This window comes from Paenibacillus sp. FJAT-27812, assembly GCF_001273905.1.
GTDB lineage: Bacteria > Bacillota > Bacilli > Paenibacillales > Paenibacillaceae > Pristimantibacillus.
On sequence record NZ_LIGH01000001.1, the window covers coordinates 375,912 to 390,063 of the forward strand.

The window sequence follows — 14,152 nt, forward strand, 5'->3', positions numbered from 1 at the left end:
TAATACGAGAAAGTCAGGCAAAGGTCACGGAATTTTGGCAAATTTTCTTATTTTACTGGATAAATAAGCAAATCCCTTCATTTATCTGCGAATTAAGCCGTCTTTATTGCTATTAAGCTTGCCTATATAACAACAGCTTAGACTCAGCCGGCGCCAGCGCAATACGATGCTCATCGCCAGCAGTCTCTATGCGCCATTCTTCTCCGCTCCATAAATCCCGAACGACTATCCCCTTAGAGGAATCTATGCCCATTCTGGCAAATGATGCGAGCTTTGCGCTCTCGTTCTCTACGTCAAAATTAAACGCGGCAACGTATGTGCCCTCCGCTGCGCTTAATACGAACAGCCCTTCACTCTTGCTGCCGCTTCTTCCCTCGACCGGACGGAAGGTTTCGCCGCGCCGCGCAAGCGCCATAACCTCTTTATTCGTCACCAATTGCTTCGCACGCCGCGCAGCTTCCTCCACACGGTAATCATCGCCAAGCAGCAGCGAGGTACCCGCAATAACCGCGCTGTTCAACCTGCTTCTTCCCTCATGCTCGCTGATCGCACGCTGATTATCGCTTTTGTATAGGACAACATGATCGGGATCGTTAAAGCGATAGAGGTTATCATTGATCCACCAGCCGTAAGTGAGTGCGTTCAGCATATATTCGGTATCATCAATCGTCCCGAATGCATCGCAGGATACGCGGCGGCTATGTGCATAACCATGCGGCAATAACGGTGCAATAGACAGATTGATCAGGAAAGGTCGGCCAATACGCTCTGGAGCAAGCGTCTCACAGATAGCAGCCATGCCAATGTTATACGCCTGAATGCCTGTTCTTACCTTAGGATCATGGAATACGCCTTCCATAGCGCCGTGCGTCAGAAAATCCAGCTTCACATAATCAAAGCCCTGCTCTACAAAACGATCCAGCATTCGCTTAATCCGCTCAAGCGCTGCGGGATGCGACGGATCGATGGCGAATGCGCCATCAAGCTTCGGAAGAGGCCGCCCTGCACGATCCTTAATTAGGATGTCATGGTAGAGCACAGCACCGTCCGTTCCTTCAACCGGCGTCATCGGATCGCTTCCCCAAAACGCGAAGGGCGTGAAATAGATGCCCGGCTTCTGGCCGTTAGCCTTCACCCGTCTGACCGCATCGTTCAACTGCTCCTCGCTCAGACTATTCCAGAAGGCATCAAAGTTCACGTACAAACTTCCATTGTCGTCAGCAAAACCGTTTTGCTGCAGCTCCTTGGAGAAAAAATCCGAAGTGTGCGTATAAACGTCATAATCCAGCTTACCCATGACAGCAGACCAACTGTTCCAGCCCATCGGCACGCCGCCATCCCATGGGAGAGCGGGGGACAGCACCGCGTTCGCCTTGCCGTACGCCTCAAGCCCCTCGCGGTAATCAGGGAAAGCCCCTACAAAAATCGTCGGCGATACGATACTTTTGCCGCGAAGAGAGCCATGAGCAATGGTATCCCTTGTTTGCAAATCAGCTGCTCCGCCGTAAACGCGAAGTCTGCCAACCGCTTCCGCAAACGTACCCTCCACGACTAAGCCTGTTTTCCAGGTATCATGAGTTACCGATCCAAGGACAAAGCCGTTGCGGCTTGTCGATTGATAAATAGCTGTCGTCTCGTAGCTATGCACGCTGCAAGGAATGGCATGCGATGCAAAGCGAACCCATTTATCATTATCGAACGGAACGAACAATGCTCTGATCTCCTCGCTAGTGTCTGTACCCTCAGCGAATTGCACAACGCTTCCATCATTCAAATAAGCAGCAAGCGGAGTCAATTCATTGGTCTCCCATTCGGATTCGCTTTCCACTTCGAGCTCAGTCAGCAAATAAGGGAGCTGCTCATACATGCGAAAATGCTGGCGCATCGCCGGCTTCCCAAGCTCCTCATGCTCGAAGCTCCAGCTCACGCCTCTGCCGAAGCCATCCTCGATCGGCTGAACCGAGGTTTCGTTCACGATATGCTTGCTATAATACGTTGAGCGCAGCTGTTCCAGCCCGTAACGCGCTTCCGCATAAAGTCCGATCAGCGCTTCGCCAGTGCTCCAGCGCAGCGTCACTGTTCCATCCCCCGCATTCGCCTTCGCCTGAATGATGCCATTGTCTACGATGTATTCGCCTTCTGCTTGCCTCAGCTCGAATGTTCCTATGTTCATTGTTAATCAGCTCCTAAGTTGGAATTAAAGAAGGCCGGCTGCGCCGGCCTTCGTCAAACAAGCTTTCGTTATTTCCAAAGCTCCAGACGGCTATTGTAGTTGGTCGTGTAGATTGCCTCTACCTTCTCGTCGCCAGCCGCTTTCATATCGCTCAGCATTTTATCGAAGATGCTGCTTGCTTCATCAGCAGTCTTCGCCATAATCGCTTTCGTCAATGCCTGCTTAACAATATCGGTTACTTTCTGCTCATTAAGCGCTTCAGGCGTTCCGCCCTGAGGCCCTATACCCTCGTAGATAACCGAGTCGTATACGGAATCAGATAGGTTCTTGAGCGCCATTTGATCTACTGCACCCCGTTGATAGCGGCCCGGTAAATCATAAGGCGTTCCGTCCGATCCATTGCCGTTTTTAATAAACCAAGTCCATTTGCGAATGCCCGTTTCTTTCGCGTATGCATTCCAATCGTTCTTAAAGCCTTGCAGCACTTCCGGACGAGGCGTATGCTTGCCGTCCTTCATATCCCAGTGCTGTCCTTCAATACCCCACATCAGCAAATATTGGCCTTCCTCGCTTGCCAAGAAGTTCATAAATTTCATCGTGCGTTCCGGGTTTTTGTTTTTCTTCGTAATCGTGATGGCATCCCAGCCCAGTGAGCTCCGTCCGCCATAAGTCGTCTTACCTGGATCTACGCCATCCGCTACAACTTTGTAAGGGAACAGCTGCGACTCTTCGCCGCGATCCTTCAACAAAATGGTATTAGCGGCACCGGGATCCCAGAAAGAGCCTGTAGTCGACAGAATCGTTCCTGTTGCTAGCTTCTGCTCCCAAACCTGCTTTTTATTGATTGCCCATTCCTTATCCATCAAGCCGGAGCGGTACAAATCATTCATATAAAGAATCATGTCGCGATATTTCGGGTCTTTTACGTCAAACTTGATTTTCCCGTTGTCCTCGAACATAGGCATTAGGCCAAACATCCCTTTGAATGTGTTGAACGAACCGCCGAAGTTTTCTCCGTCCATCGTGAGCGGGATCGTATCCTTGCCATCCATACTCGGATATTTTGCTTTGAAATCTACAAGCAGCTGCTTGAATTCCGACTGCGTGAAAGGCACGCCGCCTTCCGCTTTATCAGGAGCCAGCTCCTTCAAAATATCTTTGCGAATGTTGAAGCTGTAGACGGGTTCGTTCTCAAATCCGTACCAATTGGATAGATAGTAGTTTTTCCCATCCTTATAGCGCGTCTTGTTCAGCACGTCGCCATACATGGTCGTTACATCTGGACCATATTTTTCGATCAATTCATTCAATGGGATAATTGCACCGGAGTCGATATATTTGTTGACCAGATCGCTTCTGCGGTCGAACAATATAATGTCGGGCAAGTCGTCGCTTGCAAGCATCAGGTTAAGCTTTTCTGCCGGATTGCCGGTCGGTTGCTGAATTTCAATCGAAATTCCCGTGCGCTTCGTAATTTCCGCCGCAACGGTGTTTGTGAATTTGTCGGATGTATTTTTATCAAAGAAGGTTAGCGTTAAAGGCTCGTTCGAATTCGCGCTTTCTGAACCGTTTCCATTTGCAGTTGTGTTTCCGTTATTTTTTGTATTGTTGGAGCCGCAAGCCGATAATACGGATATTACAACGATTAAGCTTAGAAAAAGAACGATCCGTTTTTTAATTTTCATCTTAGAAATCCCCCTTGTTGTGATTTTATTATAATCCCTTTTCTAACAAAAAAGCATGTTGTTCCCGCTCGCATCACCTCCAGCAATTAATCCGAAAAGCTTAGCTTTTTACTGCGCCTAGCGTCATGCCTTTAACGAAATACTTTTGCAGGAACGGATACACCATTATTATAGGAAGAGTCGCGACCATGGTGGCAGCCATGCGAATCGTATCCGGCGAAACGGCCAAACGTTTGGTGGCATCGGCAGCCTGCTGCGCATCGCCGACCATCGCGCTCGTTTGGTATTGGTTCAAAATTTTGACCAAAACCGCTTGCAGCGTTTTTAGATCGGGGTTATACGTAAAGACATAGGAATCAAACCACGAATTCCAATGCATAATCGCCGTGAACATGCCGATCGTCGCCAGCACCGGCGTTGTGAGCGGCAAAATGATTTTAAAGAAAATTTGCAAATAATTAGCGCCATCGATTTTAGCCGATTCATCAAGCTCCTGCGGCAGCTGCTGCATGAAGGTTCGAACGATAATCATATAAAACACGTTCATCATGCTTGGCAGAATAAACACCATGAAGCTGTCGATCAAATGCAAGCTTTTGAGCACCATATAATAAGGGATGAGCCCGCCGCCAAAATACATCGTGAACACGAAGTACAGCGACCAGAAGCGGTTGCCCACAAGCTCGCGCTTGCTCAGAGAAAACGCAAGCATGCTGATGACGACGACCGCGAGCGGCGTACCGATTACGGTCCGCAGCACGGTAACTTTGATCGCGAGCCAAATCTCGCTATCGGACAAGATTTGTTTGTAGCTGGCCAAGCTGAAATCTCGCGGCCACAAATATAAGTTTCCGCGGAGCGTGTCCTCTGCGCTGTTAAGCGAAATAATAAAGATGTTCCAGAATGGATAAAAAGTTACGATAAACACCGCTATGATGAAAATATAAACAACGGACATAAACAGAAAATCATTTTTAGCTTTTATCATGACATGCTCTCCTTTTCATTTTTTGCACTAGAACAACGACTGCTCGTTCATTTTTTTGGCCATCGTATTGACGCTTAAGACTAAGATGAAAGCGACGACCGACTTGAACAAACCGACTGCTGCGCCGTAAGAGAACATTCCATTTTGCAAACCGTATTTGTACGTGTACGTATCGATAACTTCAGAGTATTGAAGCACCGTATTGTTTTGCAGCAAATATTGCTGATCGAAGCCCGCGTTCAAAATGCCGCCTACCGCAAGAATGGCAAGAATGATAATCGTAGGTTTAATCGACGGCAGCGTGATGTGAAGCATTTGCTTTAACCGGCTGGCGCCATCAACCTTCGCCACCTCATAAAGCTCAGGATTGATTGCCGAGATAGCGGCCAAATACATAATGGCGTTGAAGCCCATGTCCTTCCAAGTGTTGCCAATAGCGATAATCCACCAGAACAACGGACCTTTTTGCATAAATTGGATCGGCTCGTCGATGAACCCAAGCCCCGTTAAAATATTGTTAAGCACGCCTCCCGAGGAGAGTACCGTAATGATGATATTGGCTGCAATGACCCATGAAATGAAATGAGGCATGTAGGATACCGTTTGAAATGTCCGTTTAAACCAACCGTTGCGCAGCTCGTTAATCATCAGCGCTAGTATGATCGGCATCGGAAACCCGAAGATGAGCGATAGGAAGCTTTGAGCCAGCGTATTGCGCATCACTCGGTAAAAATCACCGTTCGTAAAAAAATAGTTGAACCACTCAAGGCCAACAAACTCCGTCGTGAAAAACTGCCCAAAAAATGATCCTCCGCCTGGCGAATAGTTAATAAAAGCCATGTACAAGCCAAACATTGGCACGTAAGAGAATAAGAGTGTAACGACCAAGGCCGGAAGCATCAGTAGATACAATAACCGCTGCTCCTTCAACCTGCCCCATACGTTAGAATTTCGAATGCTGCGCTTGCTTTTTGGTGGAACGGATTTACTTGGTTCCGCTTTCAATATTGATTCCATGCTATAGCCTCCTGCCAGTCTTGCGTTGCTTTGTGCTCTCATTATAGGCCCCGTCATGCAGCTCATTCTATACAAGCATTTAACGATTCGTATCCGAAAACGACAGAGTTCCATAAGCTCCATTGTTGAAATGCGTCATAGCGGATAAACTAGTAAAACATCCTGATACAGGATAAAAGGTGGGGACAACCATGTACAGTATATTGATAGTGGATGACGAAGCCATTGAGCTTGAGACGATGGAGCATTATGTGCCATGGGACAAAATCGGCATTACGGTCGCGGGAACCGCACGCAATGGGAAGGAAGCGCTCGGCAAGCTCGCCGAATTAAAGCCCGACATCATCTTAACGGATGTGCGCATGCCTATTATGGACGGACTGGAATTCGGAAGAAGAGCAAAGCAAATCGATAAAAATGTCAAAATCATATATCTGAGCGGACATAATGAGTTTCAATATATTAAGGCGGCGCTTAATATCGAAGCGACCGGCTATCTATTGAAGCCCATCGATATGGAGGAGCTGCTCTCCTTGCTGGAGAAGGTGAAGAAGAAATGCGAGGAGGATCAATTAGCGGATCAGGGCGGCGACTGGGTACGGGAGAAGCTGATGATGCGCATTATACGGGAGCCCGATCAGGAGAAACGTTATGACTATACCCGGCAGTGGGCGCTGAGCGCAGCCGATTTTATCGAAAGCAAGCCGTATGCGGCCGTATACGCCACCTTCGACTTGCCGCCGGCATATCCGAATGCAGCAGCGCTCCCTTCGAGCCCGGCAGCAACCGACCGGACGGAGCTATTCCGCAGCGTTGCGAGGCAAAAACTCGATTCCTATGTCATCGTGGAGGCCGAGCCTAACGCCATATTCGTCCTCTTTCAATGGAAGAGCGAGCAGCGCGCGGCTCAGTCTGCAGCAGATTTCTGGGAGCTGTTCCGCGAGCAGGCAGCACCCGCCGATGGATCGCAAATGACGATTGGCTTGTCCAATCCGTTTATCGGCTTTCACCAAATCTGGGAGGCCTACTTGCAAGCGCGGTCATGCAATGACGAGAAATTTTACAAGCTAAATGGGGGTGTAATAACGACTAATGATTTGAAGCCGTACAAGCAAAAGGATGAAGACGGCGAGCAGGCCGCAGCCCGGCTTGCGTCCTCTATACAGTCTGGCGACGCCGAGCAGTTAGCCTTGCAGCTGGAAGCGTTCTTCCAAACGATTAGAGACGAGCGCATCGATCGCAATTATGCCATCCGGACGATTCTGCGGTTATTAACCGCTCTGGAACAGCATTTCTCCATGCTGCTGGCAGGCTCGCTCAAGGAGCTGCTGCTTATGGATCATTGGAAGGAAATATCGTCGATGAGCTCAGCCGCCCATATTCAAGCATATGTCAGCCATTTCTGCGATGAGATGAGAAAGGCGGCAAGCGAGCGCGATGTTGACCGCAACCAATCGGTTGCCGACCAAATCGTAAAGCTCATCGGCGAGAGATATCATCTTCCGCTTACGGTTGAAGAGATCGCTAAGGAGGTCTACCTTTCACCGAACTATATTCGTACGATTTTTAAGGAAAAGATGGGCGAGACGATTTTGGATTATTTAACGAAGATCCGAATGAACCGGGCTGCTGACCTTTTAAAGGATAAATCGTTAAAGGTTCGCGAGGTTGCCCACAACGTCGGGTACGAGAATGTCTCGTATTTCTGCTCCATCTTCCAAAAGCATAGAGGCAGCACCCCTAACGAATATCGGAAAATGTATTTATAGGCTGGAGTGAGCGTGCATGAAAAGGCTAACAGGATGGCTGACTAGGCCTTTTAACAATTTGCGGCTGCGGGAAAAGCTGTTTGTCATGTTTTTGCTCGGCGCGATAATCCCGCTGCTGTTTTTTGTCTTATATTCCTATCAAACGATCAAGAGCGAGCTCTCGGACCAAATGTATACAAATTCCGTATCGTCCGTCGCGCAAATCAATTCCAATCTGGAAAATAAACTGGACTCGTACACGAAGCTTTCCGCGACCCTTTATTTGAACACTACGCTGCGCGCTTATTTAACGAATAATTACTCGGTAGAGCCTTCTCTGTTTGTTGATGCCTATCAATACATCAATAATACGTTTTCCAATATGCTCACAACGAATCCTGACATTCAATCCATATCGATATATATCAATAATGATTCTTTGCCGGCTGACGGCATCTATATCAAAAGAATGGATCAGTCGTTCAGAAATTCGGTCATTTATCGCTCGCTGCTCAACAGCTACGGCAACGTACGCTTTGTTTCTACGCCGCCGGCCGCCGATCAGCCGTCTATGTTCACGTTGACGCGCATGCTTAACATTAGCAATCTCGACAATGCGTACGGAATATTAACCATTAACATTTTGGAATCGGATATTTACCGCTTAATGGAGAAGGAAACATCGGAGAAAACGGTACTCATCGCAAATGAAAGAGGAATCATTATGTCGGCGAAGGACAAGTCGATGTTGAACCGTCCGCTTGAGCAATATGTGAAGGATGATTTTCCGAGCAGCAGTCAAGGCAGATTCGACAGCACCTTTAACGGAGAAAAAATGCTTGTTGTCTACAACACGACCAAGTTTGGCTGGAAGAGCGTCTCTCTCGTTCCTTACAGCAGCTTCCTATCCAAAGCCAATAACACCGCTAAGCGGATATTGATTTATGCGCTAATCAGCTTTGGCGTTATGGCTCTGCTTATCTACGTCACAGCGCGGCTGTTCACCAAACGCGTCGAGTACTTGGTTGGCATGATCCGCCGCATCGAACGGGAGGAATTTGACCTCGTCGACATTCGGCCGCTTGGGCGGGATGAGATCGGGCAGCTGGGCAACGTGCTGCGAAAAATGGCGCAGCGGCTCAGCAATCTGATCTCTGACGTTTATAAGAAGGAAATCGATAAGCGGGAAGCAGAGATGAATGTGCTTCAAGCTCAAATCAATCCCCATTTTTTATACAATACGCTGGCATCCATCTCATCGCTCGCCATTCGCAATTCGGACCAGCGGATGAATAAGATGGTGACCGATCTGGCTAAGTTTTACCGGATATCGCTTAACAAGGGCAAAAACCAAATATCGATCCATGAAGAGATGCAGCTGACCCGCTACTATGTAGCTATTCAGCAGGTGCGCTTCGCCGATCTTATCCGTGTCCACTATCAAATCGACGAGTCGGTGCTGCCGTGCCCAATCGTGAAGCTGACGCTTCAGCCGTTCGTCGAAAATGCAATGAACCATGCTATATGGGATGACAAGCTTGGTATTAACATTATGATCAAGGCTTACCGCGAGGGACCCGATATTTTGCTTAAAATCATTGACGATGGCATGGGCATGCGCATGCAGGGAGAGCTCGGCAGCGAGCTTCCAACGAGCGGCGACACCTTGTCGGGCTATGGCATCCGCAACGTCGACAATCGGATTAAGCTGTTATATGGCGACTCCTATGGCATCTCGATTTATAGCAGATTAGGCATTGGCACGACCGTCACGATCCGTATTCCCGGAAAGTGACCTTACATCCTCTTGGCTCAAAAAAATCCCCCGGGCAGCGTCGTTGCTTCCGCCCGGGGGATTTTAAAATTTATTTGGCTTTAATTTTGAATAGCTTCGACTGCGCGCCGTTCAATTCTACCTTCAATTGTCCTGCTGTAATATCGCTGGCCTTATTCGTCCAGAGATCGGTTGCCTTCGTTTTAGAAGTTGCAGGTATGCCTGCGCGTTTGAAATCTAACGTCTTGGTTGCAGGCTCATTCGTATAGTTGAACACCGCGACATAATAATCCGCTCCGTCCTTCATGACGAACATATCCGCGGCACCCGTCCCGGTATTGCCCTCAATCGGCCTAAAAGCTTTGCCTTTGAGCGCCACTTCATTGACCTGCTTGTTCGTCAGCAGCTTCTTCATAAGCTCCTGCGCTGCCGGATTGTTTACATCATCGGAATTCATAAATACTGTACCGGAGATGACGGCGGAATTGACTCTTGTCTGCGCTGCATCGAACGAGCCGCCCTTCACGAGCGTCATATAGTCAGGGTCCGTGTACGGATAGATCGTTCCATTTTGCCAGAAGCCGTAGGTCAGGTTGTTTAATTGATATTCCGTCTTGGAGAGCGTCCCGTCAACGTCGCATGATATGCGCCTTGCATGAGCATACTGGCTCGGGAACAACGGCGCGATCGACGCGCTGATGAACATTTTGCCGCCCAGCACCTTATTGATATGCGCCATTCCTTGATTGTAAGCTTGAATGCCCGTTTGCGCTTTCGGATCAAAGTGCTTGCCCTCGAAGGAGCCATGGCTTAGAAAGTCGATCTTGATATACGTAAAGCCGTAATCGATGAAGCGATTAAAATAATATTCGATCCGCTGCTTCGAGCCAGGATGGGTCGGATCAATCGCATAGGCGCCGTCTACCTTCGGCAAAGGATTGCCGCTTTGGTCACGCAGAATGATTTCGCCGTACGTATATTTTCCATTCGTGCCTTCGACAGGCTGATCCATATTATCGCCCCAATAGACGAATGGACCATAGTAAATGCCTGCCTTCTGTCCGTTCTTATTAATGACCTTGACGGCTTGCTTAAGCTGCTGCTCGGTCAGGTTATCCCAATAGGAATCCATATTAATGTAGACGTCGCCTTTATTTGCGAAGGAGGATTTTTGCAAATTCGCCTTAAAGAAATCGGAAACGGCAACAACCTTATCGTAGCTCAGGTCACTCTCGTATGCGCCCCAGCTATTCCAGCCCACCGGCACGCCTTTTGGAACGCCGTGGTCAAATTCAAGGGGTGCCGCAACCGCCGCATTCGCCTCGCCAAAGCTTTCCAGCCCTTCACGGTAGTCCCCATAGTAGCCTACGAGAATTTGCGGCGATGTTATCGTCGTTCCCGTCACCTTGCCGTGAGGAATCGTATCATGCGTTGAGGTAGACGATGAGAACCCGCCATATACCTTCAGCTTGTTCAAACGATCATCCGAGCCGCTCCAAAAAATGCCCGTTTTCCAATTGTCATGGGTAACCGAACCGATGATAAGGCCGCTGCGGCTCGTATTGTCGTAAATCGCCGTTAATTCGGAGCTGACATAGTTATTATTGTTCAGGCTTGTATTAATCGTACGCGATTGGTATCTCGACCACGCGTCATTATCAAACGGAGCAACAAGCACTCTATTGTCCGAATAGCTGCCGATATCGATGCCGCCCTTGTTGCTTACAACAAGCGGTGCGATATCATTCGTGCTAAGCGCAGAATCGCTCACCACTTGTTGACTCACCAAGAAGTATGGCAGATTCTCATAAATGTGATAAATCTGCTTCATCGTCGGCAGGCCTGCCTGCTTGTTTTCAATCGTTACCCGAATGCCTTTGCCATGGCCGTCTTTTATTTTCTCGATTTTTTTCATCGCGAACAGATGCTCAGCGTAGCTTTTGCTGTCCAGCTGTTTATCCAGCATGATGCTGCTGTATACGCCGTTGGCAATGGTCTTGCCGTTCCACTCGTATGCCGCAAGCCCGGATTTCGTGTTGTAAGTCAGCTTGTATTCGCCGTTCGACAAGATCAAGCCCGACTTATGCTCCTCCACCTTAATCGGGCCATACTTGGCAGAATCGATCTTCGCGCCGATATTGCCGATCTCTCCAACCTCACCCGGCTCCTCGCCTGGCGCCTCCGAGCCGATCACTTCAATTTTATCTATATCCGGCGACCATCCTCCGTTATCGTCGAACAGAATCGTATTGCTGCCTGCCTGCAGCCTGGCTTCGATCGTATACAAGCCCGTTGTGTCCCAGTTTGCAGTCTGCGGTAAAGAATAGGCTTCCGGCTCGCCGCCGTTCACCTTTATCGATACAGCTCTAGGATCACCTGAGATATAGCTGATCTTTAACGTATAGTTGCCTTCGGAAGGCGCGTTTATTTGATTGAATTGCAGCGTTGAACCGCCCCAAATATCGCCTACCTTCTTCCCTTCCGAGCATGCGGTTTCCGCCTTGCAAGCACGTACCGCAGCATTTCCTGTAAGCTGGTTGCTTGGCGCTTCCGCCTCATAGACTTGTCCGCTGCCGACCGGCGGCTCGCCCGGATCTGTTCCTCCATCCGATAAGCGCAAATCGATTTTATCGATGTCGGGGGAATAGCCGCTCTCGTCATCGAATCGGATCGTATTATTGCCTTCCTTAAGCGGAATCTCAATCTCGTAGCTGCCCCGTGTGCTCCAATCCGCCGTTTTCGGAAGATCATAGCGGTCGCTAGTCCCATCGTTCACCAAAACGGCAAACGATCTCGGATCGCCGGAAATATAATGCACCGTCATCGTATAAACACCGGCGGCGGCAACATTTACACCATTAAATTGCAGCGCCGAGCCTCCCCAAAGGCTTCCAACCAGCTGATTGCCTGAGCAGCCAACAGCCGCCTCGCAATTTTTAATTTCCGCTTTGCCGCTCAGCAGATTGCCTGCTGCCTCAGCCTCAAAGGAATAGCTCACAGCCCCCGCTTGGTCCTCGGCTTGCGCATTAGGAACGTTCATTGCCGCCCCAAATAACAGAACCAATGCTAAAATAACGATCAAGCCTCGCCCGAATTTCATCTTGCTCAACATCATTTCCTCCTCTGCCTCGTTTCATTTATAAAGCGCTTTCTTAAATCAGTGTAAAGCCGATCAAATGGCAGAACTAGCCAAGAATGTTACGATTCGTACTCCAAACCAACTAACTTTCGCTAGTTTCTTCTCTCCGCCCCCTCATCGCAACTCCTTGCAGCGCCATAAAAAAATGCCCCAAAGCAGCCACAGCCGCAAATGGGGCATCTATTTGGTTGTAAAGCTTTATCCTTTACTTGCTTTAAGCATTTCTCCAATTGCGCCAATACTGCCAAGCGTCTCGACCGCTCTAGTTGGAATGAACACCTTATTCGCCGCGCCCTGAGCAATATCGGAGAGCGCCTCGAGCGAGCGGTACGTCAGCACGTTCTCATCAAGGCCGGCGGAGCGGATAAGCTCGATCCGGTTTTTCTCCGCCTCGGCAATCGCTTGGATCGCCTTTGCCTCCCCGAGCGCCTCAAGCTCTTGGGCATGGCGCTGCCCCTCCGCTTGGCGGATACGGGCTTCCTTATCGCCCTCTGCCTTCAAAATCTTGCTTTGCTTATCGCCCTCTGCCCGCAAAATCATATCCTGCTTCGCCGCTTCCGCATCAAGCACCATCGCCCGTTTGCTTCGCTCCGCTTTCATTTGCTTATCCATCGCATCTTGAATATCGACCGGAGGCTGAATGTCGATGACCTCTACACGCTCGATGCGCACGCCCCACTTCTCGGTCGCTTCGTCAAGCGCGATTCGAATATCGGATGAGATTTTCTCGCGTCCGGACAGCGTCTCGTCAAGCTCCATTTTGCCGATAATTTGCCGCATCGTGGCCGTGCTAATATTGCGTACCCCGTATACATAATCGGAAATGCCGTAGGTTGCCTGCTCTGGGCCCGTCACCTGATAAAAAATAATCGTATCGATTTTCACCTGTACATTATCCTTTGTAATGACCGTCTGCGGCGGCACATTCGCTTGCTGAATGCGCAAATCATGATACGTCCGGACATGGTCGATGATCGGAATCAGGATGTTGACGCCAGGCGTCAGCAGCCGATTGAACTTGCCTAGACGCTCAACGACGCCTATTCTTTGCTGCGGGACGATTTTGATCGACAAAGCAACGAACACAACGACGATAGCCAGCAAAATGATCGCTACAATTATACCCATTAACCATTAGCCTCCCCATTTTTCAACTTGGAGCACTGCGCTTCCACGACTAACGACGACTACTGCATCTCCTTTTTCCAGCGTCTCGGCGGACACTGCGCTCCACGTTTCATTTCCTACCTTGACGATGCCGGGCGTTTCCGCCGCAATCTGCTCCAGCACAATACCCTGCTTGCCGACCAGCTCGTCCACGACATCCTTATAGCCGCGTGAGGAGTGAAAACGTCTAGCGATCGGCCCGGTAAAGACCGTAAGCACAAGAACAATGATGCAGGCAGCAACCAGCTGAAGCACAAAGGAGCCCGGCCAAATCCAATCAATGACAGCAGCAACCGCTGCCCCGATGGCTAGCCACAGCAAGTAAAACGTAAGCGTTAGCATCTCCACGACTACCAATATGCCAGCGAGAATGAGCCAGATCACCCACAATTCCATCCTGTCACCTCCCCTTCTTCATTAATGTATTCGTAGATGTCAATCGTATGATAAGAAAACACTTG

At 49.3% G+C, this 14,152-nt stretch carries 9 protein-coding genes; 2 read left to right on the top strand and 7 right to left on the bottom strand.

Annotated features, from left to right (window positions below; translation table 11 throughout):
• Nucleotides 1-112: 112 nt before the first annotated feature.
• From ADU23_RS01655 to ADU23_RS01670, 4 genes are all read right to left on the bottom strand, one after another.
• Nucleotides 113-2,173, bottom strand: coding sequence for an alpha-galactosidase (locus ADU23_RS01655; protein ID WP_053372154.1), 2,061 nt, complete (start codon nucleotides 2,171-2,173; stop codon nucleotides 113-115).
• A gap of 68 nt (nucleotides 2,174-2,241) precedes the next feature.
• A complete protein-coding gene (locus ADU23_RS01660; protein WP_053372155.1) occupies nucleotides 2,242-3,858 on the bottom strand; it encodes an extracellular solute-binding protein in 1,617 nt (538 codons plus the stop codon).
• 100 nt (nucleotides 3,859-3,958) lie between these two features.
• Complete coding sequence (locus tag ADU23_RS01665) at nucleotides 3,959-4,846, bottom strand: carbohydrate ABC transporter permease (protein ID WP_053372156.1); 888 nt, start codon at nucleotides 4,844-4,846, stop codon at nucleotides 3,959-3,961.
• Between the two features lie 27 nt (nucleotides 4,847-4,873).
• On the bottom strand, nucleotides 4,874-5,863 hold the full coding sequence (locus tag ADU23_RS01670; RefSeq protein ID WP_082198519.1) for an ABC transporter permease: 990 nt from the start codon (nucleotides 5,861-5,863) through the stop codon (nucleotides 4,874-4,876).
• Nucleotides 5,864-6,054: 191 nt separating this feature from the next.
• Here ADU23_RS01670 and ADU23_RS01675 point away from each other — a divergent pair, with 191 nt between their 5' ends.
• Together ADU23_RS01675 and ADU23_RS01680 are read left to right on the top strand one after the other, a co-directional pair.
• Entirely contained in the window at nucleotides 6,055-7,632 is a 1,578-nt protein-coding gene (locus ADU23_RS01675) for a response regulator (protein WP_053372157.1), read from the top strand.
• Nucleotides 7,633-7,648: 16 nt separating this feature from the next.
• Entirely contained in the window at nucleotides 7,649-9,406 is a 1,758-nt protein-coding gene (locus ADU23_RS01680; protein ID WP_053372158.1) for a sensor histidine kinase, read from the top strand.
• A 70-nt stretch (nucleotides 9,407-9,476) separates the two neighbouring features.
• Here the strand turns inward: ADU23_RS01680 and ADU23_RS01685 are convergent, their stop codons facing one another.
• The 3 genes from ADU23_RS01685 to ADU23_RS01695 form a co-directional block, all read right to left on the bottom strand.
• Nucleotides 9,477-12,485 (bottom strand): carbohydrate-binding protein, encoded by a 3,009-nt coding sequence (locus ADU23_RS01685; protein WP_231637570.1) that lies wholly within the window; start codon nucleotides 12,483-12,485, stop codon nucleotides 9,477-9,479.
• Between the two features lie 237 nt (nucleotides 12,486-12,722).
• On the bottom strand, nucleotides 12,723-13,652 hold the full coding sequence (locus tag ADU23_RS01690) for an SPFH domain-containing protein (protein ID WP_053372160.1): 930 nt from the start codon (nucleotides 13,650-13,652) through the stop codon (nucleotides 12,723-12,725).
• A 6-nt stretch (nucleotides 13,653-13,658) separates the two neighbouring features.
• Nucleotides 13,659-14,087, bottom strand: coding sequence for an NfeD family protein (locus ADU23_RS01695; protein ID WP_053372161.1), 429 nt, complete (start codon nucleotides 14,085-14,087; stop codon nucleotides 13,659-13,661).
• Between the last annotated feature and the right edge of the window lie 65 nt (nucleotides 14,088-14,152).

Excerpts from the sequence above, each read along its gene's own strand:
- ADU23_RS01655 (WP_053372154.1), bottom strand. The coding sequence starts at position 2,173 with ATGAACATAGGAACATTCGAGCTGAGGCAAGCAGAAGGCGAATACATC.
- ADU23_RS01660 (WP_053372155.1), bottom strand. The coding sequence starts at position 3,858 with ATGAAAATTAAAAAACGGATCGTTCTTTTTCTAAGCTTAATCGTTGTA.
- ADU23_RS01665 (WP_053372156.1), bottom strand. The coding sequence starts at position 4,846 with ATGATAAAAGCTAAAAATGATTTTCTGTTTATGTCCGTTGTTTATATT.
- ADU23_RS01670 (WP_082198519.1), bottom strand. The coding sequence starts at position 5,863 with ATGGAATCAATATTGAAAGCGGAACCAAGTAAATCCGTTCCACCAAAA.
- ADU23_RS01675 (WP_053372157.1), top strand. The coding sequence starts at position 6,055 with ATGTACAGTATATTGATAGTGGATGACGAAGCCATTGAGCTTGAGACG.
- ADU23_RS01680 (WP_053372158.1), top strand. The coding sequence starts at position 7,649 with ATGAAAAGGCTAACAGGATGGCTGACTAGGCCTTTTAACAATTTGCGG.
- ADU23_RS01685 (WP_231637570.1), bottom strand. The coding sequence starts at position 12,485 with ATGAAATTCGGGCGAGGCTTGATCGTTATTTTAGCATTGGTTCTGTTA.
- ADU23_RS01690 (WP_053372160.1), bottom strand. The coding sequence starts at position 13,652 with ATGGGTATAATTGTAGCGATCATTTTGCTGGCTATCGTCGTTGTGTTC.
- ADU23_RS01695 (WP_053372161.1), bottom strand. The coding sequence starts at position 14,087 with ATGGAATTGTGGGTGATCTGGCTCATTCTCGCTGGCATATTGGTAGTC.